Origin of the sequence: Paenibacillus lupini (genome assembly GCF_011761355.1) — a bacterium.
GTDB classification, from domain to species: domain Bacteria; phylum Bacillota; class Bacilli; order Paenibacillales; family Paenibacillaceae; genus Pristimantibacillus; species Pristimantibacillus lupini.
Window position 1 is genome coordinate 17,333 of record NZ_JAASRW010000008.1, and the last position, 19,612, is coordinate 36,944.

Sequence of the window (19,612 nt, forward strand, 5' to 3'; positions counted from 1 at the left end):
TCCCATTCCTTATCTCTATCCAAGCTCCGCACGAAGCTCAAGCACTGCGTCACGCAGCTCTGCTGCTCTCTCGAACTGCAGGTTCTTCGCTGCATCCTTCATCTCTGCTTCCAGTCTTTGCAGCAAAGCTTGGCGATCCTTCTTCGACATCTTCGCCGAGCCTACGCCCGTCAAATATTCCGATTTCTCCTCGGCAACTTTCGTCGCCTTAATATCATCATGAACCTTCTTACGAATCGTCTGCGGCGTTATGCCATGCTTCTCGTTATATGCAATCTGGATCGTCCGGCGGCGCTCTGTCTCCTTAAGTGCCTTATCCATGGAATCCGTAATCTTATCTCCGTACATGATAACTCGGCCTTCACTGTTACGCGCAGCACGCCCAATTGTCTGAATCAGTGAGCGTTCAGAACGCAGGAAGCCTTCTTTATCAGCATCCAGAATCGAGACAAGCGATACTTCTGGTAAATCGAGACCTTCCCTCAGCAAGTTAATACCCACAAGAACATGGAATGTACCAAGACGCAAGTCACGCAGAATCGCAATCCGCTCTAAGGTCTTAATATCCGAGTGCAAATAACGCACTTTAATGCCGATCTCTTTAAAATAATCCGTCAGATCTTCCGCCATCTTCTTCGTCAGCGTTGTCACAAGGACACGCTCATCCTTAGCAATCCGGTCACGAATCTCGACTAACAGATCATCAATCTGTCCTTTCGTCGGACGCACCTCAATAATCGGATCAAGCAAACCTGTTGGACGAATAATCTGTTCAATCATCGTCGGGCATTGCTCCAGCTCATAAGGTCCTGGTGTAGCCGATACATAAATTTGCTGGCCAGCCTTCTCCTCGAATTCCTCGAAGCGCAGCGGCCGGTTATCAAGCGCCGACGGCAGACGGAAGCCATGGTTCACAAGCATTTCCTTCCGCGCACGGTCGCCATTGTACATCGCCCGGATCTGCGGCAGGGTTACGTGGGATTCGTCAATAACGATCAGCATATCTTCCGGAAAATAATCCATCAGCGTATACGGCGTAGCTCCACGTTCCCGGAATGTCAAAGGTCCAGAATAGTTCTCGATGCCAGAGCAGAAGCCCATCTCCGCCATCATCTCAAGATCATAACGTGTTCGCTGCTCCAAACGCTGCGCTTCGAGCAATTTTCCATTCTCCCGCAACTCGGCAAGACGTTCCTCCAGCTCACGCTCGATATTACCAAGCGCAACCTTCATTGTCTCTTCATGGGTAACGAAGTGAGACGCCGGGAATATGGCTACATGATCGCGTTCGCTTACGATCTCGCCAGTAAGCACGTCGATCTCCGTAATCCGTTCAATCTCATCGCCAAACAGCTCGACCCGGATCGCCCGCTCATTATTGGCAACCGGGAAAATCTCTACTATATCACCGCGGACACGGAACGTACCGCGGATAAAGTTAATATCATTGCGCTGGTACTGAATATCAACCAGTTTATGAAGAATTGTATCCCTAGGCTTCTCCATGCCTACCCGCAGCGACAAAACTAAGCTGCCGTACTCGGAAGGCGAACCGAGACCATAAATACAGGATACACTCGCTACAATAATGACGTCCCTGCGTTCGAACAAAGAACTGGTCGCGGAGTGGCGCAGCTTGTCGATCTCATCATTAATGCTGGAATCCTTCTCAATATAGGTATCTGTAGACGGGATATAAGCCTCAGGCTGAAAATAATCATAATAGCTGACAAAGTAACTTACTGCATTGTCCGGGAAAAACTGTTTAAACTCGCTGCACAGCTGTGCCGCGAGCGTCTTGTTGTGTGCAATGACCAGCGTCGGCCGGTTAAGCTCCGCGATCATATTCGCAATCGTGTAGGTCTTACCCGTACCTGTCGCACCAAGCAAGGTCTGCTTGACCTCACCGTTCTGCACACCTTCAACAAGTTTTCTGATCGCTCCCGGTTGATCGCCCTGCGGCGTGTAGTCGGACTTTAATTGAAATAATTGCTCTGAAATCTCACTCACTTGCGCCATCCACCCCGTTTCCCATACTCATCAATCATTATAGTCAAAATTCTTATATATAAGAATATAGCACAAATATCCGAATGTGTGTTCCCCTCTATTATAGACATCTATAACAGCCGTTGCAACAAGGTGAAACGGCTGCGCCGTCCTTCGATGGCGAGGCACGTTTCATTCCGGAGAATTCTATGCCCTATTTATAAGATGAAACTTATAAATTCTTAGAATTACTTAAAATCGAAGGGCTTCCCCTAAGCACTCGCTTAGGAAAAGCCCTTTATCTTCATTTAAACATCCAGAGTACCGGAACGATTCTCATCCTTCGCATAAGTTCTGCCTCGGCGGTTCGCCGTCCGTGCCCGGCGCAGCAGATCAAACAGTGTAGCAGGTTCCGCCGATGCATAATAGGTCGCTTTCTCATCAGGCGACAGAATAACGCCAAGCTGATGATGTTCGCCCTCATAGCGTGCCCGCTTGGCGAATTTGATCTCGCCATCAGCGTTTAATACTTCAAGCTTATACATCGCCGAGCTGTTCTGCAGCGATTCATGCAGATCCTCTTTCGAGTAGACGCGAGTACCATTCACCTTCGCAATAATCTCGCCCACATTCAGCTTCATCTCATCGGCTGGTGTTCCAGGCACAATGCCAAGAATACGCAAGCCGCGCTGATCATTCACAAATAGCGGACTTTGTGCAGCTTCTACGATTCGACTGCGCCAAATAATCGCTTCATGCATCAGTAATGCGCATAAGGCAGCAATCGGCAGAAGTGCCGGCTGCCAAGATGCAAGCAGCGCAGCCCCCGTCAACAACAGGCTATACCACATCAAACCTTTCGAGGCATGGCGTGCCTTGGCACGGGGCAGCATTGTACGTGTCATTTCGCTGAAGCCAATAATCATCGGAAGCGCTACCACGCTCCAGCCCTGCGTCCAGTCTCCGCCAAATAAAGGCGTCCATGGCAGGTCAACGACCGATGCTCCACCTGTTGCCGGCACAAGCAGCAGCATCGGAACCGGCCAGAAGCCCTGTAGGATATAGCCGCCAACTAGCTTGCCGCGTTTCCCTTCGAGGAACAACGGAGTAGCAAGCTGATCGCCATGCCTGCGAACAAGGAACGCTTCGACCAAATGAAGAAGAGCTACAAGCACGAGGATACCGGGCATGTCCAAACTTCCCAAGGAACGCGCAATATCGCCAATCCATCCACCATTATCCTCGAGTGGAGTAAAGCCGATAATCCACTGCAGTAGAGCCATTACACCAGCTGCATAAGCAAAGCATAAATAACGAATCCGGAACAGAAGAAGCACGACCGCTGTTCCCCACAGCCACAAAACAGCATCTCCAGTTAAGCTTATACCGATAAAGGCTGCTGCAATCGAGGCGAGTACGCCGGCAACAAGCCCGGCCAGCATGGCTTTTGCTAATAATCGGGGCCAGATATGTAAACGTACAGCGAACATCCGCCGTTCAAGACTCACTTGCCGTGTGTATTGTAGGATTATAAATAATACCGCGATATAGTAAAAAGGCTGTGCCAGCAAATGTACAAACGCTTGGCCAAACTGATCTAGTAATGCATTGGCTTCATCCAATCGCCACACTCCCATTCGACTAAAATAAAAGGCTGACTCTGTTTAGAGTCAACCTTATAATGATTCGACAGTTCCTCTTTATTTCCTGCTCACAGCTTGGATTGCTTCCAGAAGCTGTTTATCGTTATTCTCGTCTTTGATCCACTTTACAACAGCTTGCTCCAAGCTGCTTGCTGTCTTGGTATCAAGCTGTCCTGTAGTCGGCAATCCAGCACTTTGCTGGAAATTCTTCACGGCAAGCTCCGTTGAAGCACTGAAGTAACCGTCCTCCCGCTGTGTGGAATAACCGAGGCCTGTCAGCATGACCTGAGCATTGCGAATCTGCTCACCAATCATGTCCTTCTTCAGCGTTTCCGTCAAAGTAAGTCTAGCTACGGTATACAGCTTCGGCGGCAATACCTCAATCGTTGGCTTAATACCCTTCTGATGAATCCAATTACCATCTGGCGTGAGCCATTTTGCAATCGTCATTTTCACCAGACTGCCGTCACCCAGCGTCTTGTTATAGCTGACTTGCACCGTACCTTTACCATAAGAAGTCTCTCCGACCAGAATCGCTCCTGCCCGCTCCTGCAGCGCACCTGCCAAAATTTCGGACGCGCTAGCACTTCCTTTATTCATCAGAACTGCAATCGGATAATCCTTGCCTCCGCCTAGCGAAGCGGTCTTATCCCGATCACCTTCACGATCTTCGACTTGGACGATTGTCTCGCCCTTCTTAATAAACTGCTGCGCAATCTCGACAACGACTGGCAAGATACCGCCCGGGTCATTACGCACGTCAATGACAAGCCCTTTCATCCCTTGTTTCTCGAGACGAGCAAGCTCCTCCTTGAATCGATCCGCCGTATTCAAAGAGAACTGACGAATCTCGATGACGCCAGTACCATCATTACGAAGATTGGCAAAGACGGTCTCAACATCAATATCGTCTCTTACGAGAATGAGGTCGATAGGCTGCGTATTACCCGAACGCTCGATTTGGAGCTTCGCTTTTGTTCCTTTAGGACCACGAATTTTGCCAACTGCATCATTCAAGGTAAGACCATCTAATTTCTCGCCGTTTACCGACAACACGATGTCTTTAGCCAAAAGGCCGGCTTTTTCTGCAGGAGAACCTTTAATCGGCGCAACAACAACGACTTTGCCTTTCTCAAGCGTTACCTCTGCACCAATGCCGGAGAAAGAGCCTTCAATGGATTGGGAAAACTGTTTGGCCACATCCTTTTCCATATAAACGGAGTAAGGATCGTCGAGAGATTCCATCATCCCTCTGACGGCACCGTCCACCAGCTCATCCCGATCAATATCTTTGAAATACTTGGTTTCAATTAACCCTAGAACCGCATTAATTTTTGACTCTTCCTTCGCACTCAGCCCGTTGCGATCACTTGAGGCAGCCGCAGATACCGAAGCTTGCTTCCCGTTTGCCGGCCAAAAAATCTGATCACCTATGGTCAACGTTACGAGCACTGAAGCAACCATCGTCATCAGCAGAAGGACAAATACGGTTCTTCCTTTAAAATACACGTTCGACACCACCTTGACCCATCCGATTTTGCGTTAACCTCACTAGTATATGATAAGTTGTCCATATTTATTTGCAACTTCTTCCTAATGCAGGAGAAGGCATACGCGTGAAATAACGGAAAAGATCCCGCATCCCTCGGTATGCCTTCAATTGATGCTATTTCAAATAACTCGTCGGATTAACCGCCGTTTGATTTTTCCGAACCTCGAAGTGAAGATGCGGCCCAGTAGAATCACCGGTACTGCCAACTTCCGCGATTTTCTGGCCTTTCTTCACCGACTGGCCTTCTTTCACCTTAATACCACCGTTTCGAATATGACCGTATAAGGTCCATAGACCGTTACCATGATCAATGATGACCGTATTACCATAGCCGCTCGTCACTCTTGCTACGAGAACAACACCAGACTCAGCTGCGAAAATATCCGTCCCCTGCTTCGCTGCAAAGTCGATGCCGGCATGAAGTTTCTTGACACCTGTTATCGGATGAATCCGATAGCCAAAGTTTGAACTGATTCGATATGTACCGCGGATTGGCATACCTAGCTTGCCGCCAGTGTACGGATTTCTGATCGAATTTTTCTTCTTGTTCAGATCCGCAACTTTCTTGGCGAGTGCGATCAGTTGCTTTTCCTGCTCCTCACTGATGTCCTCGAGTTCTTGCATCTCTTTGGTGTAGTTTGCAATTAATACTTCTTTCTCTTCTTCCTTCTGGTCCAGCTCCGACTTATACTGTTGAAGCTTCGTGTACATCGTCTTCACTTCACCCAAGGCAGATGCGACGTTCGCCTTTTTCTCGGCGACCAACACTTTATCTTTTTTATGCTGCTCTAGGATACTCCGATCCTGGGTTAAGATCGAATGCAGCGAATCAAACCTGTCAATGAAATCAGAGAAGCTTGTTGCGCTGAACAGAACCTCCAGATAGGATACCGCGCCATTCTCATACATCAGCTTCATACGGGATTGCAGCAGCTCGTCCCGTTCCTTCACCTGCTCTTCTGCCTTATCCAGCTCTTTGCCGGCCTTCTGGAGCTCTGCTTCCTTCGTATCCACCTGGTCTTGTACATAGTTCAGGTTATCGACAACGTTGTCGAGCTGATCATTCAGTTTCAGAATCGCTTGCTGAGCGTCTTCCTTTTTTACGGAAATGTCATTCTTTTTTGCTTCCGCATTTTTAGCGTTTTGCTGAGCCTGCTCAATTTGTTTCTTGGCCGAAGCAAGATCTTTATTAATTTTATCTAGAGATGATGCGGCATTTCCGCCAACAGGCTGCAACATAAATACAGTCAACATCGTTATGACGATAAATAGTTTTTTCACTTTCACCTGCGCGGTCACCTACACTTTCAAATATTTACGTACCGAGATTGTACTTCCCCACACCCCAAGCAAGGTGCCAAGACCAATAAGCAGTGTTGCGATTTTCCATCCACAATCTTGAACCGGAATCAGCTTAATCATGAGCAGTCCCAGTTCCGCTTCATTCAGATGCACAAGCTCCGAGTACGCGAACAGTACCACTGCCGTTGTAATGCCTGAAGCGACGATACCGATTAAAGCACCTTCGACAAAAAACGGCCAGCGGATGAATGCATTAGTTGCGCCTACCAGCTTCATAATGCCAATCTCGCGGCGTCTTGCCAGGATCGTCATCTTAATGGTCGTGGAAATCAGGAACATAGCTGTTACGCCAAGGCCAATGACGACAATAAGGCCGATGTTGCGAATTGCATTCGTAATTTTAAACATTTTCTCGACTGTGCCTTGTCCGTATTTCACGCTCGTAATCGGCTTTGTCTCATCACCGTTGTTCAATGCCTTAATCTGATTCGCGGTTACATTAATGTTCTGCGGATCAAATACTTCGACCGTGAAGGAATCCGGCAGCGGGTTGCTTTCCTGGTCGTAACCATCCAGCAGCGCATCGCCGTCTTGGCCGAGATTTTTGCGGAGCAGCTCAAGCCCTTCTTCCTTCGACACAAACTCAACTTTGCTCACATCTGCCAGCTTACGAATTTTGTTCTCCAGCTGATTAGCCTTCTGCTGATCAATATCCGTTTGCAAGTAGACACGGATTTGGACCTGGCTTTCGATATTGGAAGCCATGCTGTTGATGTTCAGGGCCAGAAGCACGAATACACCAAGCAGGAATAGTGAGAAAAAGATCGAGCTGATCGAAGCAAAGGACATCCATCCATTCCGGATGATGTTCTTGAAGCCCTCTCGGAAATGACGGAGCAGCGTACTAAGCTTCATACCCGTACTCCCCTCTTGCTTCATCGCGGGCAATGTTGCCGTTCTCGATGGCAATAACGCGTTTGCGCATCGTGTTCACGATCTCTTTGTTGTGCGTTGCCATAACGATTGTTGCACCGCGGAAGTTGATCTCCTCGAGAAGATTCATAATGCCCCAGGAGGTCTCGGGATCAAGGTTGCCGGTTGGTTCATCCGCTACGATAACGGTAGGGTTATTCACGATCGCTCGCGCAATAGCGACACGCTGCTGTTCACCGCCGGACAGCTGGGCTGGCAGGCTGTTATGTTTATGTTTAAGACCAACAAGATCGAGCACTTCCATCGTTCTTTTCTTAATCAGGCGACGAGGCGCTTCGATTACTTCCATCGCGAAGGCTACATTTTCGTAGACGGTAAGCTTCGGAAGCAGTCTGAAATCTTGGAAAATAACGCCGATATTACGTCTAACGTATGGGATCTTACGTGGCTTTAATTTACCTATATTGAAGCCGTTGACGGAGATTTGGCCTTTCGTTGGAACTTCCTCACGGTAGATCAGTTTCATGAAGGTAGATTTACCAGCGCCGGATGGGCCGACGAGGTATACAAATTCGTTGCGATCTATGCGGACGGAAACGCCACGCAGTGCGTGAGTACCATCGGTGTACGTCTTCCAAATGTCTTGCATCTCAATCAACATTATCACATCCTGTTTTTTATCAAACTCTAAGCATTTATAAGTTTTCGTCTTATAAATAGAGCTTAGAATCCTCCGAAATGAACCGCTTTCCACTACCAAAGAATGGATGAAGCCATTTCACCTCAGCCTTACGTATTCGACAGGGATATACGAAATCCTTCACATTGGGTCTTATTTCCTCATTTTTCACAATTCTCATTATAGTTGTAAAGGATGATTTACCGCGATTTCGGGTCCTTCATTCGACAAATGGTGCTTGTCGTCTTATGACGACAGACTCGTCTGCAAAGCAATTGACAAGTAGGTTTAATCCCTTGCATATACATGAAACACTGTCATTTTCAACGGAAAGGGTGGTCTTGGATATGTGGAAGAAACTGCACTTATGGATCATTATTGTTTTTGCGCTGCTGTTGGTCGCATCTGTCGGCTATGGCGCCCTGTCCTATTACTCCGGGCAGGACACCGTTCCTGAGCAGGTTACAGCCGGTGGTGTGGATATTAGCGGGCTGCCGATTGATGACGCGCTGAAAAAGCTGGACCAATATGAACAAATGCTGGAGAGTCGAACGATTACCGTCGATGGCAACACTGCAGCGGACGCGGAGGGCAGCAAGCAATGGACAGCTGCCGAGATCGGCTATAAAGCGGAATTTATCGGGGTTCGTGAGGAGCTCAAAAAGCTCCGTTCGGGGAACGTCTGGATACGTTCGAAGTCCCGTTATCATTTTCCGAGCACCTTTGAACTGAAGCAAAGCTATGATCCTGCCGTCTTCGATAAACTTGTTCATGCGGAGTGGGACTGGATCGACTCGAATGAGCCTGTTAATGCGACTCGTACGATCGCTAGTAATGATAAAGTCGTCTACACCCCTCACACCGATGCTTATCGGATAGACGTTGAACCGTTGAAAGAAAAGGTTGCCTCATGGATTGTTGTGCCTGATAGTCAGCTTGGTGGACAGCCAGAACAGACGCTTACGGCCAAGCTTGAAGTGAAGACCGTCCATCCTGAAATCACATTAGAGAAACTGAAGGATGAAGGCATTGATCGTAAAATCATCGAGTTCACAACAAGCTTCGCCACCAGCGCTGAAGGTCGTGCTTTTAACGTGACTTCAACGGCTAAAGTGTTAAATGATTGGGTGCTTGAACCCGGTGACGTGTTCTCCTATGGCGATGTAGTGGCCAAGACCGAAAAGGAATTCGGCTATAAAGAAGCGCCAGTTATTTCGAACGGCAAGCTGGTTCCCGGCATAGGGGGCGGAATCTGTCAGGTATCGAGCACCCTGTACAATGCCATTCTCCGCATCTCCGGAATTGATATCGTAGAACGGCGTAATCACTCCCTGCCGGTTGCTTACTTGCCTAAAGGGCAGGATGCCACCTTCGCCTCCGGCGCCATCGACTTCCGCTTCCGCAATTCGACCGGCAAAAAGCTGATCATCCGAACCGTTGTTGAAGACCGCAAGCTGACAGTGAAGCTGTTTGGCACGATGCCTGAAAATATCCGCTACGACATCGAATCAAATATCGTGAAAACCGTACAGCCTGCCGTGCAAAAGGTAACCGACAAGTCGCTGGCCGCTGGCAAGCAGGTCGTTGTACAAAACGGTTCTGTCGGCTATGTCGTAGACACGTTCCGCACCCTAGTGAAAGACGGCAAAAACGTCTCCCGCGAGAAAGTATCGCATGATACGTACCGCGCACAGCCAACGATCATTCATGTTGCACCAGGCTCCGGAGGCTCGTCAGGCACGCAAAACTCGGGTGGAGTGGTTGAGGACGGGATTTAATGATCCGGAATTGATTCCTGATTCCCCACCTCCATGCTCCCCATCGCAGGCTGGATTTCGTACAACATATTGATGATCAAGAACCCAGCAACTTTTCTATATTGGAAAATGTACAGTCAAATCAGCTCTATCCGTCAATTATGACTCATTATGCTGAAATAGATTGGAGAAACTCCAACGCAGCTGTGGCAGACAGCTTTCTGGCCCAATTCTGTTGGAGGAAATCCAACGTGGCAGCTTAATAGTTGATAGTAAAGGTACTTCATATGACTAATGAAAATATCAAAAGACCATCAACACCGCCAGTAATGTGGGGTTGATGGTCTTTTGTTTAGTCACATATACGAATTAACGGCTTTTCTCCGCGAATTCGGTTACCCAAGCGGCCGTTTGCTCGAGCACTTGCTCGGCACGGGCAATAGCTGCTTCTACTTGTACTTTTGCCGTGCCGCCATACACGTTGCGGGCGTTTACGACTTGCTCCGGCTGGAGCACGTTGTAGATGCGGTCGTCGAACAGCTGCGAGAACTGCTTGAACTCTTCCAATGTCAGATCAAGCAGATATTTGTTCTGCTCGATGCAGTACAATACCGTCTTGCCGATCACTTCATGCGCTTGACGGAACGGCAGGCCTTTGCCAACGAGGAAGTCAGCGATGTCCGTTGCATTCGAGAAGTCTTGGTTAACGGCTTGACGCATCTGCTCTTTGTTCACCTTCATCGTTGCGATCATTGGTGCGAACAGTTGAAGCGCGCCTTGCATCGTTTTCACAGTATCAAACATGCCTTCTTTGTCTTCCTGCATGTCCTTGTTGTAAGCAAGCGGCAGTGATTTCAGCACCGTCAAGAGGCCAACAAGGTTGCCGTAGACACGGCCCGTTTTACCGCGTACAAGCTCTGGTACGTCTGGGTTCTTCTTCTGCGGCATAATGCTGCTGCCTGTGCAGAATGCATCATCCAGCTCAACAAAACGGAACTCCGTGCTCGACCACAAGATGAGCTCTTCGCTAAGGCGCGACAAGTGCATCATGATGATCGAGGCATGGGACAGGAACTCCAGAATAAAGTCGCGGTCACTTACCGCATCCAGACTGTTCTCATACACTCGGTCAAACTTCAGCTGGCTAGCGACAAAATGACGATCGATCGGGAACGTTGTTCCTGCCAAAGCGCCTGCGCCAAGCGGCAGCATGTTGATACGCTTATAGCTGTCTTGCAGACGCTCCAAGTCACGGCCAAACATCGAAACGTAAGCCATCAGATGGTGAGCGAACAGGATCGGCTGCGCACGCTGCAAATGCGTGTAGCCCGGCACGATCGTGTCGATGTTCGCTTTCGCTTGCTCGATCAGAGACGACTGCAGCTTATGCAGCATGTCCACGAATTCAACAACACGTTTGCGCAGGTACAAATGCATGTCCGTTGCCACTTGGTCATTACGGCTGCGGCCAGTATGAAGTTTACCGCCAACTGGACCAACATCGTCGATCAGTGTTTTTTCGATATTCATATGAATGTCTTCATCCGAAATGGAGAACTCGATATCATTGCGTTTGATGCGCTGCAGTACACGATGCAGACCGTCCTTGATTGCCTCTACGTCATCTGCAGGCAGAATGCCTTGCTTGCCAAGCATTGTTACATGTGCCAAGCTGCCTTGAATATCCTCTTCAGCAAGCTCTTTATCGAACATAATCGATGCTGTATATTCCTCTACCAATTGGTCGGTTTTCTTCGTGAACCGGCCGCCCCACAATTTGCTCACTCGTTACACTCCCTCCCGAATGGTCATAAGGCCGCTAGATGTGAAATGAACATTTAACGGCCTAAATGATTATTCGGTTTATATTATTTCTTGCTTTGTTCTACACCGGAAGATACTTTCAGACGAAGCGCGTTCAGACGGATGAAGCCAGTTGCATCGCCTTGGTCATACGCTTGCGAAGGATCTGCTTCCATCGTTGCAATATCCGGGTTGTACAAGCTTACTGGGCTCTTCACGCCAGCGCCGATTACATTACCTTTATATAGTTTCAGGCGAACAACGCCTGTTACGTTCTTTTGCGACTCCGTTACAAGGGTTTGCAGGGCAAGACGCTCAGGTGCGAACCAGAAGCCGTTGTATACGAGTTGTGCATATTTCGAGATCAGGGAATCACGAAGGTTCATGACTTCGCGGTCCATCGTGAGCGATTCCATTTTACGGTGTGCTGTGAACAGGATTGTGCCACCTGGTGTCTCGTACACGCCGCGGCTCTTCATGCCAACGAAGCGGTTCTCTACCATGTCTACACGGCCGATACCATGCTTGCCGCCCAGCTCATTCAATTTATCCATAACGCCAAGTGGGCTCAGCTTATCGCCGTTAATTGCGATACAGTCGCCAGCTTCAAACGTCAGCTCAACGTATTCCGCTTGATCCGGAGCATTCTCCGGGGACACGCTCAGGACATACATTTCTTCGTTCGACTCTGCACTTGGATCAAACCAAGGATCCTCAAGCATACCGGACTCGAAGCTGATGTGCAGCAGGTTGCGGTCTGTCGAGTAAGGCTTAGAAGCCGAAGCCGTAACCGGAATGCCATGCTTCTCAGCAAAAGCGATCATTTCAGCGCGGCCTGGGAACTCTTCCCGGAAGCGTTCTTCACGCCAAGGCGCGATCACTTTAATGTCTGGAGCCAGAGCAGCTACGCCAAGCTCGAAACGAACTTGGTCATTACCTTTGCCCGTTGCACCGTGTGCGATCATCGTTGCGCCTTCAGCGCGAGCGATCTCAACCATACGTTTTGCAATCAGAGGACGTGCAATCGATGTGCCAAGCAGGTATTGGCCTTCATACAGCGCAGCCGCTTGGAACATTGGGAAAATGAAATCACTTGCGAATTCAGCGCGCAGGTCATCGATGTATACTTTTGATGCGCCAGTTGCCAGAGCTTTTGCCTCGAGGCCGTCAAGCTCTTCTTTTTGACCGATATCGGCTGTGAATGCGATGATTTCTGCGTCGTAAGTTTCTTTCAACCATTTCAAGATGATGGACGTATCCAGTCCGCCGGAATAGGCCAGTACAATTTTTTCCTTCGCCATAATTTCTCCTAGCACCCCTTTGATTTATTTAAGCATATTAAATGCTACATGATTGCTGCCATAATCGCTTTTTGCGCATGCAGACGGTTTTCCGCCTGGTCGAAAATAATCGAGTTCGGGCCGTCGATAACCCCTTCGCTTACTTCCTCACCGCGGTGAGCAGGCAGGCAGTGCATGAACAGGTAATCTTTCTTCGCATATTTCGCCAAAGCTTCGTTCACTTGATAGCCTGCAAATGCAAGCTCACGTTCCTTCTGCTCCGCTTCTTGCCCCATGCTCGCCCATACGTCGGAGTAAATAACGTCAGCATTATCGACTGCTTCCTTCGGATCATGGCACAGGTGAATACGTGCGCCAGTTTCCTTCGCATGATCGATCGATTGCTGCACCAAATCTGGATCCGGCTCATAGCCTTCCGGTGTCGCGATAGAGATATCAACACCCAGCTTCGCAGCGCCCATCATAAGCGAGTGCACCACATTGTTGCCATCACCGATGTAAGCGAGCTTCAGCCCTTGCAGGCGTCCTTTGTGCTCAAGGATCGTTTGGTAGTCCGCCAGCGCTTGGCATGGGTGGGACAGATCTGTAAGGCCGTTAATAACCGGAATCGTTGCTCCGCGTGCCAGCTCCACAACAGTACGGTGAGCGAAAGTACGAATCATGATGCCGTCGAGGTAACGGGACAAGACTTGTGCCGTATCAAGAATCGGCTCGCCACGGCCGATTTGCAGATCGTTGCCGCTCAGGAACAGCCCTTGGCCGCCCAATTGGTAGATACCAACTTCAAACGATACACGGGTACGTGTGGAAGACTTTTCGAAGATCATCCCCAGTGTTTTCCCCTTCAGCGGCTGATAAACTTCACCGGCCTTTTGCTTCTTCTTCAAATCAATTGCAAGGTCGATCAAATACCGAATTTCTTCCGGCGTATAATCAACCAGCATGAGAAAGTCCCGGCCTTTCAAGCTAGCCGCCAAATCTTCCTTAACTGTCTCTTGCATATCTCTACCTCCTACAATGAATTATCACCACGATGACCATGATTGGTCATTGTGATGATTCATACTTCGAAAGCATAAGCTTAAGAATGATCACATCACACGAACTATTTCAAGCCGTTAAGCTTTAACCGCATTAGCTAACAATGATTTCAAAATTGCTACTGCCTGGTCTATCTCTTCTTTTGTCACCAGAAGATTAGGCAAGAGGCGAACGACATTAGGTCCAGCCGAAATGACGAGCAGGCCTTGTTCCTGTGCTGCTGTCAAAACGGAACCAATCGGCTCCACGCACTCGATGCCAACGATAAGACCTTGGCCGCGTACTTCCTTCACGAACGAGTTACCAGCCAGATTCTCTTTCAACTGATCCATCAAGTAAGCGCCCATCTCAGCCGCACGCTCCGGCAACTTGTCGCCAACGATCGTTTCGACCGTTGCTTTCACAGCTGCAGTTGCAATTGGCGTACCACCAAAGGTTGAACCGTGGCTACCTGGTCCAAATGCTTCGCGAAGCTTATCCTTCGCAACCGCCGCGCCAACCGGGAACCCGCTTCCAAGACCTTTTGCCAGGGTGAAAATATCCGGTTCAATGCCGTAATGCTCATAAGCGAACAGCTTGCCTGTACGGCCCATCCCCGTCTGAATCTCATCCACGATAACCAGAATGCCGTTCTCTTCACAAAGCTTCACCATAGCATGCACAAACGCCGGGTCAGCTGGGAAAATACCGCCTTCAGCTTGGATCATCTCAAGCATGACAGCTGCTGTTTTATCGGAGATCGCAGCTTTCAGTGCTTCGATATCGTTATAAGGAATATATTTAAATCCTTCCGGCAAAGGCGCAAAGCCTTCCTTCACCTTCTCTTGTCCTGTCGCTGTCAGAGTTGCCAGCGTACGGCCGTGGAAGGATTGTTCAAACGTAATAATCTCATACCGTCCGTTGCTTCGCACCTTCTGCTGGTAACGGCGCGCCATCTTAATTGCCGCTTCATTTGCTTCAGCACCGGAGTTACAGAAGAAGACGGCATCACCGCTGCTGTTCGAGGTGATCAGGTGAGCTGCCTCTTCCTGATTCGGAATCCGGAACAAGTTCGAGACATGCCACAGCTCATCAAGCTGCTTGATGAGCGCTTCTTTCACTTGCTTCGGCGCATGACCGAGGTTCGTAACGGCAATGCCGCTCATGAAATCAAGATATTTATTGCCTTTGTCATCCCAAAGCCAGCTTCCTTCGCCTTTCACAAGTGCGATCGGATATCTTGCATACGTTGGCAGCAAGGATTGCTCAGGTGCTGCCGTTACTTTCGTGTCGCTCATCGTGCATACCGCCCTTCTCTACTCTTGTACGATCCGTGTTCCGACGCCGCCTTCGCGCACCGCTTTACTCAGTACACCTGGCACTTCGCCGCTGACAATAACAACCTCGCGCACGCGTCCTTGAATGCATTGCACCGCTGCGCGTACTTTCGGAATCATGCCGCCGTAAATTTCACCGCTTGCAATCATCTCTTCGATCTCTGGTACAGTCACTGATGGAAGAACTAGTTTCTCACCATCAACTGTACGCATAATGCCTGGTACATCGGTTACTACGATCATCTGCTCGACGCCAAGGTGAGAAGCGACTGCACCAGCAGCTGTATCGGCGTTAATGTTGTAGCGCTGTCCGTTGGCATCAATACCGATAGGAGCGATAACCGGCATATAACCCATCGCCATAACGCCTTCGATCACTTCTGCATTCACGTCTGTTACATCACCAACAAAGCCGATTTCCGCACTGTTTGCTACCGGCTTCGCTTGAATCAGTAAGCCGTCCACACCGGACAAGCCTAGTGCCTTCGCACCGTTTGTCTGGATTTTTCGAACAATTTCTTTATTAATTCGGCCCGCAAGCACCATCTCAACCACGTCGAGTACATCTTCATTCGTCTTGCGCAGACCGTTTACGAATGCTGTCTCAATCCCAAGCTTCGTCAGCGTCTCAGAGATCGCCGGACCACCGCCATGGACAATAACCGGGTGAACACCGGACTGCTGAAGCTCACGCAGCTCGCCGAAGAAAGAATCGGGAAGCGCCGCCAGCGTGCTGCCGCCGCATTTCATTACAAAACGTTGTGCCATGTAAATCTGCTCTCCTCTGCCCTAGCGTTACGTACGATATGCCGCGTTAATGCGGACATAATCATAAGTGAGGTCACAGCCCCATGCCGTTGCCGTGCCGTTATCCATATGCAGGTCGACGCGGATCACAACCGTATCGCCCTTCAAATATTCAAGCGCTGCGTCTTCATCGAACGCGACCGGACGGGACTCTTCAAGCGTCACGATATCACCGATTCGCACGTCTACTGTATCCGGGTTAACAGGCTGACCTGCACGGCCAACGGCTGCAATAATCCTGCCCCAGTTCGCATCTGCACCAAACACCGCGGATTTCACAAGGGAAGAACCAATAACTGTCTTCGCGATGGCATTAGCTGCTTCATCATTGACTGCGCCATGCACTTGCACTTCTACGAGCTTTGTTGCGCCTTCACCATCACGGGCAATTGCTTTCGCCAGCACTTCGCAAACATGACGAAGACCTGCTGAGAAGGCTGCCCAGCCTTCATGTGCCGGTGTCAGCTCGTTGTTGCCTGCAAGCCCACTTGCCATTGCAACGAGCATATCATTTGTGCTTGTATCGCCATCTACCGTAATCATGTTAAATGTATAGTTTGTTGCTTCGCGGAGCAAAGTCTGCAGCGATTCGCTGCCGATTGCCGCATCCGTCGTAACAAAGCCAAGCATAGTCGCCATATTCGGATGAATCATACCGGAGCCTTTTGCTGCACCAGCAATATGTACCGTCTGGCCATCGATTTCAACCGCTACACATACCATTTTTTGTACAAGGTCAGTCGTCAGGATTGCTTGGCAGAAGCCGTCTGCTGCATTTCGGTCAGCTTGCAGCTGCGCTGGCAGCGCATCAATACCGGCACGCACCTTATCCATCTTAAGGTTCTCACCGATAACACCTGTCGAAGCTACTGCCACTTGATCGGCAGACACACCAATAGACTCGGCAAAGCGTGAACGCATCTCGAAAGCGTCTGCTTCCCCTTGCTTACCGGTAACTGCATTCGCATTACCGCTGTTCACGATAACCGCACGCAGATAACCATCGGATTCGATGCTGTCGCGTGTTACTTTGATTGGTGCCGCTTGAAACACATTTGTTGTGTATACGCCTGCGGCTGCCGCAGGAACTTCACATACGATTGCGCCAAGGTCATGGCGTGTTGTCTTTTTCAGGCCGCAGTGGAGTCCACCGGCTTTAAATCCTTTAGGAGTTGTAATCGACCCGTCCGAGACGACCGAATACAGCGTAGCAGCTTGCACCTGTCCCATTTCTCCTCGTATCTCCTTCACCTGTACGAATAATTGCTCTAGTCAAAAATGAATAAGTATAATGACAAATTAAACTTTTATGGATATACCGGTACGAGCTGCAGTCCAAGCCCTTCATCCCAGCCCATCATCAGGTTGAGATTCTGGATCGCTTGTCCCGAGGCGCCTTTAACCAGGTTGTCGATAACCGAGACAATTGTAATACGACCTGTTCTAGCATCATAGTTGAAGCCAAGATCGCAGTAATTCGAGCCCCAAACTTCCTTCGTCATCGGCAGAACGCCTTCCTTGCGGACGCGGACGAATTGGCGGCCTTCATAGAATTGCTTATATAGTTCAATAAAATCAGCGGTGTTATGCTCGCCATTCACCTTTGCATACATCGTCGACATAATGCCTCTTGTCATCGGCACCAGATGTGGTGTGAACGTCGTCACAACCTCATGGCCAGCCGCTTCCGAGAGCACCATCTCAATTTCAGGAACATGCTGGTGCTGGTTCACTTTATAAGCTTTGAAGTTCTCATTCAGCTCGGAGTAGTGTGTGCCAAGGCTTGCACCACGTCCTGCGCCAGATACACCTGATTTCGAATCAATAATAATCGTGTCCGGATCGATCCAACCCGCCTTCACGGCAGGAACTAGACCAAGCAGCGCAGAGGTTACAAAACAGCCTGGATTCGAGATAAACGAAGCGTCACGCGCTTTATCACCGTTAATCTCAGGGAGAGCGTATAGAGCTTGCTTAAGATATTGCTCATCCGCAGGTGTTTTTTTATACCATTTCTCGTATAAAGCTGTATCCTGCAGACGGAAGTCACCAGACAAATCGATTACTTTCAGACCAGCGTCGATAAGCTGTGGAGCAAGCTTAGCCGCAACACCAGCCGGAGTCGCTGTAAAGACGAGATCAGCCTTTGCTTTAATCGCTTCTGGATTAACATCGTCGAGCAATGCCGTCTGAATGTTCGTCAAATGCGGGAACCATTCTGCAATCGGCATACCTGCGCTGGACGAGGAAATAACCGATGTAATCTCCACCAATGGGTGGGTAGCCAACAAACGAATAAGCTCAATACCGCCATAGCCGGTAGAGCCGATTATCGCAACCTTCAGTTTCTCACTCATATCCGTTCTCTCCCTTGGATAAGTTGAATCAATAAGTCATTCAACTTATGTAGATCATCTAAATCTATATTTTACATGAATCAAGTTCACATGGAAATATTACGTCGTTTCGTATTATTATACAGTCGTATTCATATTAATACAACGCTAAAATCATGTCATTTTACGTACAAATTATTCCGATTTGAACCCCTGCCCAACAACCTCCGCCGTATTACTGATGATGACAAAAGCTCCCGGATCCACTGCTCTTACCAGCTGCTTCAGCTTAGCCGCCTCCATCTGTCCAACAACCACCATCAGCACCTGGCGCTTCTCATTCGTATATCCGCCATGCGCATCCAGTCTTGTAACCCCTCTATCCAGGTCATACAAAATAGCTTCTACGAGCAGATCCGCATGATCACTTATGATAAAAGCAACCTTCGACAGCGGAATGCCGCTTTGAATAATATCAATCGTCTTGCTCGTCGCAAACAAACCAATAAGCGCATACAAAGCCGCTTCCGGTGAAATCAAAATACCCGAGGCTGCGATCACGCAGCCGTCAAAGCAGGCTACCGCTAGCCCCAGCGGAATTCCCGTGTAACGATGGAGAATCTGTGCTGCCAGATCAAGCCCTCCCGTTGAGCCACGTCCTCGGAACACAATGCCAAGTCCGATGCCTACACCAATGCCGCCATAGATCGCCGCAAGCAGCATGTTATCGGTTGGGGGCTTCCAATCTGCGGTCAGCAGCACGAACAAAGGAAGCACAACCGTGCCGAGTAATGTTTTCAACGCGAACCGTTTGCCAAGCAGGAACAACCCCGCAAAGAACAGCGGAATATTTAGTGCCCATTGCGTATAAGCAGGCGTAATGCCAAGTGATTTGTGAACAAGTATAGAAATACCGGATACTCCGCCGGAAGCGATTCCATTCGGCGCTAGAAATAGATTAAAGCTTAGCGCTACAACAAACGAACCAATGATGATCTGCAAAAAGCTCCATACAACCGCAACTGGCGTTGCCTTTCTTCCTAACGGGCGCCTGCTGCGCTTTGTACTTTTCTTGTTGTTATTCATGCTGTTCATGGATCTCCATGCCGCCTCTCTTCCGTATGTCTGCCAAAAAAAATTATATTCATGCCAT

At 49.2% G+C, this 19,612-nt stretch carries 15 protein-coding genes; 1 reads left to right on the forward strand and 14 read right to left on the reverse strand.

What is annotated here, in order from left to right; translation table 11 throughout:
- Positions 1 to 15: 15 nt before the first annotated feature.
- From uvrB to ftsE, 6 genes are all read right to left on the reverse strand, one after another.
- Entirely contained in the window at positions 16 to 2,019 is a 2,004-nt protein-coding gene (gene uvrB, locus FHS17_RS23555) for an excinuclease ABC subunit UvrB (protein WP_167280917.1), read from the reverse strand.
- Positions 2,020 to 2,297: 278 nt separating this feature from the next.
- Positions 2,298 to 3,611, reverse strand: coding sequence for a PDZ domain-containing protein (locus FHS17_RS23560; RefSeq protein WP_167280918.1), 1,314 nt, complete (start codon positions 3,609 to 3,611; stop codon positions 2,298 to 2,300).
- A 78-nt stretch (positions 3,612 to 3,689) separates the two neighbouring features.
- Positions 3,690 to 5,141 carry a S41 family peptidase gene (locus FHS17_RS23565; protein ID WP_167280919.1) on the reverse strand — a complete coding sequence of 484 codons (1,452 nt, stop codon included), beginning with the start codon at positions 5,139 to 5,141 and terminating at the stop codon, positions 3,690 to 3,692.
- 157 nt (positions 5,142 to 5,298) lie between these two features.
- Positions 5,299 to 6,471, reverse strand: coding sequence for a peptidoglycan DD-metalloendopeptidase family protein (locus FHS17_RS23570; protein ID WP_167280920.1), 1,173 nt, complete (start codon positions 6,469 to 6,471; stop codon positions 5,299 to 5,301).
- Positions 6,472 to 6,483: 12 nt separating this feature from the next.
- A complete protein-coding gene (gene ftsX / locus FHS17_RS23575) occupies positions 6,484 to 7,401 on the reverse strand; it encodes a permease-like cell division protein FtsX (protein WP_167280921.1) in 918 nt (305 codons plus the stop codon).
- Positions 7,391 to 8,077 (reverse strand): cell division ATP-binding protein FtsE, encoded by a 687-nt coding sequence (gene ftsE, locus FHS17_RS23580; RefSeq protein ID WP_167281184.1) that lies wholly within the window; start codon positions 8,075 to 8,077, stop codon positions 7,391 to 7,393. The genes ftsX and ftsE overlap by 11 nt, the downstream gene beginning before the upstream one ends.
- 368 nt (positions 8,078 to 8,445) lie before the next feature.
- On the opposite strand from ftsE, the gene FHS17_RS23585 reads away from it, so the two are divergent.
- A complete protein-coding gene (locus FHS17_RS23585) occupies positions 8,446 to 9,876 on the forward strand; it encodes a VanW family protein (protein WP_167280922.1) in 1,431 nt (476 codons plus the stop codon).
- A 348-nt stretch (positions 9,877 to 10,224) separates the two neighbouring features.
- On the opposite strand, the gene argH is transcribed toward FHS17_RS23585, so the two are convergent.
- From argH to FHS17_RS23625, 8 genes are all read right to left on the reverse strand, one after another.
- On the reverse strand, positions 10,225 to 11,640 hold the full coding sequence (gene argH / locus FHS17_RS23590) for an argininosuccinate lyase (RefSeq protein WP_167280923.1): 1,416 nt from the start codon (positions 11,638 to 11,640) through the stop codon (positions 10,225 to 10,227).
- A gap of 83 nt (positions 11,641 to 11,723) precedes the next feature.
- Complete coding sequence (locus FHS17_RS23595) at positions 11,724 to 12,959, reverse strand: argininosuccinate synthase (protein WP_167280924.1); 1,236 nt, start codon at positions 12,957 to 12,959, stop codon at positions 11,724 to 11,726.
- Positions 12,960 to 13,003: 44 nt separating this feature from the next.
- Positions 13,004 to 13,960: an ornithine carbamoyltransferase gene (argF, locus tag FHS17_RS23600; protein WP_167280925.1), complete on the reverse strand. Its 957-nt coding sequence runs from the start codon at positions 13,958 to 13,960 to the stop codon at positions 13,004 to 13,006.
- Positions 13,961 to 14,077: 117 nt separating this feature from the next.
- Positions 14,078 to 15,277 (reverse strand): acetylornithine transaminase, encoded by a 1,200-nt coding sequence (locus tag FHS17_RS23605; RefSeq protein WP_167280926.1) that lies wholly within the window; start codon positions 15,275 to 15,277, stop codon positions 14,078 to 14,080.
- Positions 15,278 to 15,295: 18 nt separating this feature from the next.
- Complete coding sequence (argB, locus tag FHS17_RS23610; protein ID WP_167280927.1) at positions 15,296 to 16,084, reverse strand: acetylglutamate kinase; 789 nt, start codon at positions 16,082 to 16,084, stop codon at positions 15,296 to 15,298.
- 27 nt (positions 16,085 to 16,111) lie between these two features.
- Complete coding sequence (gene argJ, locus FHS17_RS23615) at positions 16,112 to 17,353, reverse strand: bifunctional ornithine acetyltransferase/N-acetylglutamate synthase (RefSeq protein WP_167280928.1); 1,242 nt, start codon at positions 17,351 to 17,353, stop codon at positions 16,112 to 16,114.
- A 77-nt stretch (positions 17,354 to 17,430) separates the two neighbouring features.
- A complete protein-coding gene (gene argC, locus FHS17_RS23620; protein ID WP_167280929.1) occupies positions 17,431 to 18,480 on the reverse strand; it encodes an N-acetyl-gamma-glutamyl-phosphate reductase in 1,050 nt (349 codons plus the stop codon).
- Positions 18,481 to 18,654: 174 nt separating this feature from the next.
- The gene (locus FHS17_RS23625) at positions 18,655 to 19,554 is read right to left on the reverse strand and encodes a YitT family protein (protein WP_167280930.1); all 900 of its coding nucleotides are present in this window, start codon (positions 19,552 to 19,554) and stop codon (positions 18,655 to 18,657) included.
- Between the last annotated feature and the right edge of the window lie 58 nt (positions 19,555 to 19,612).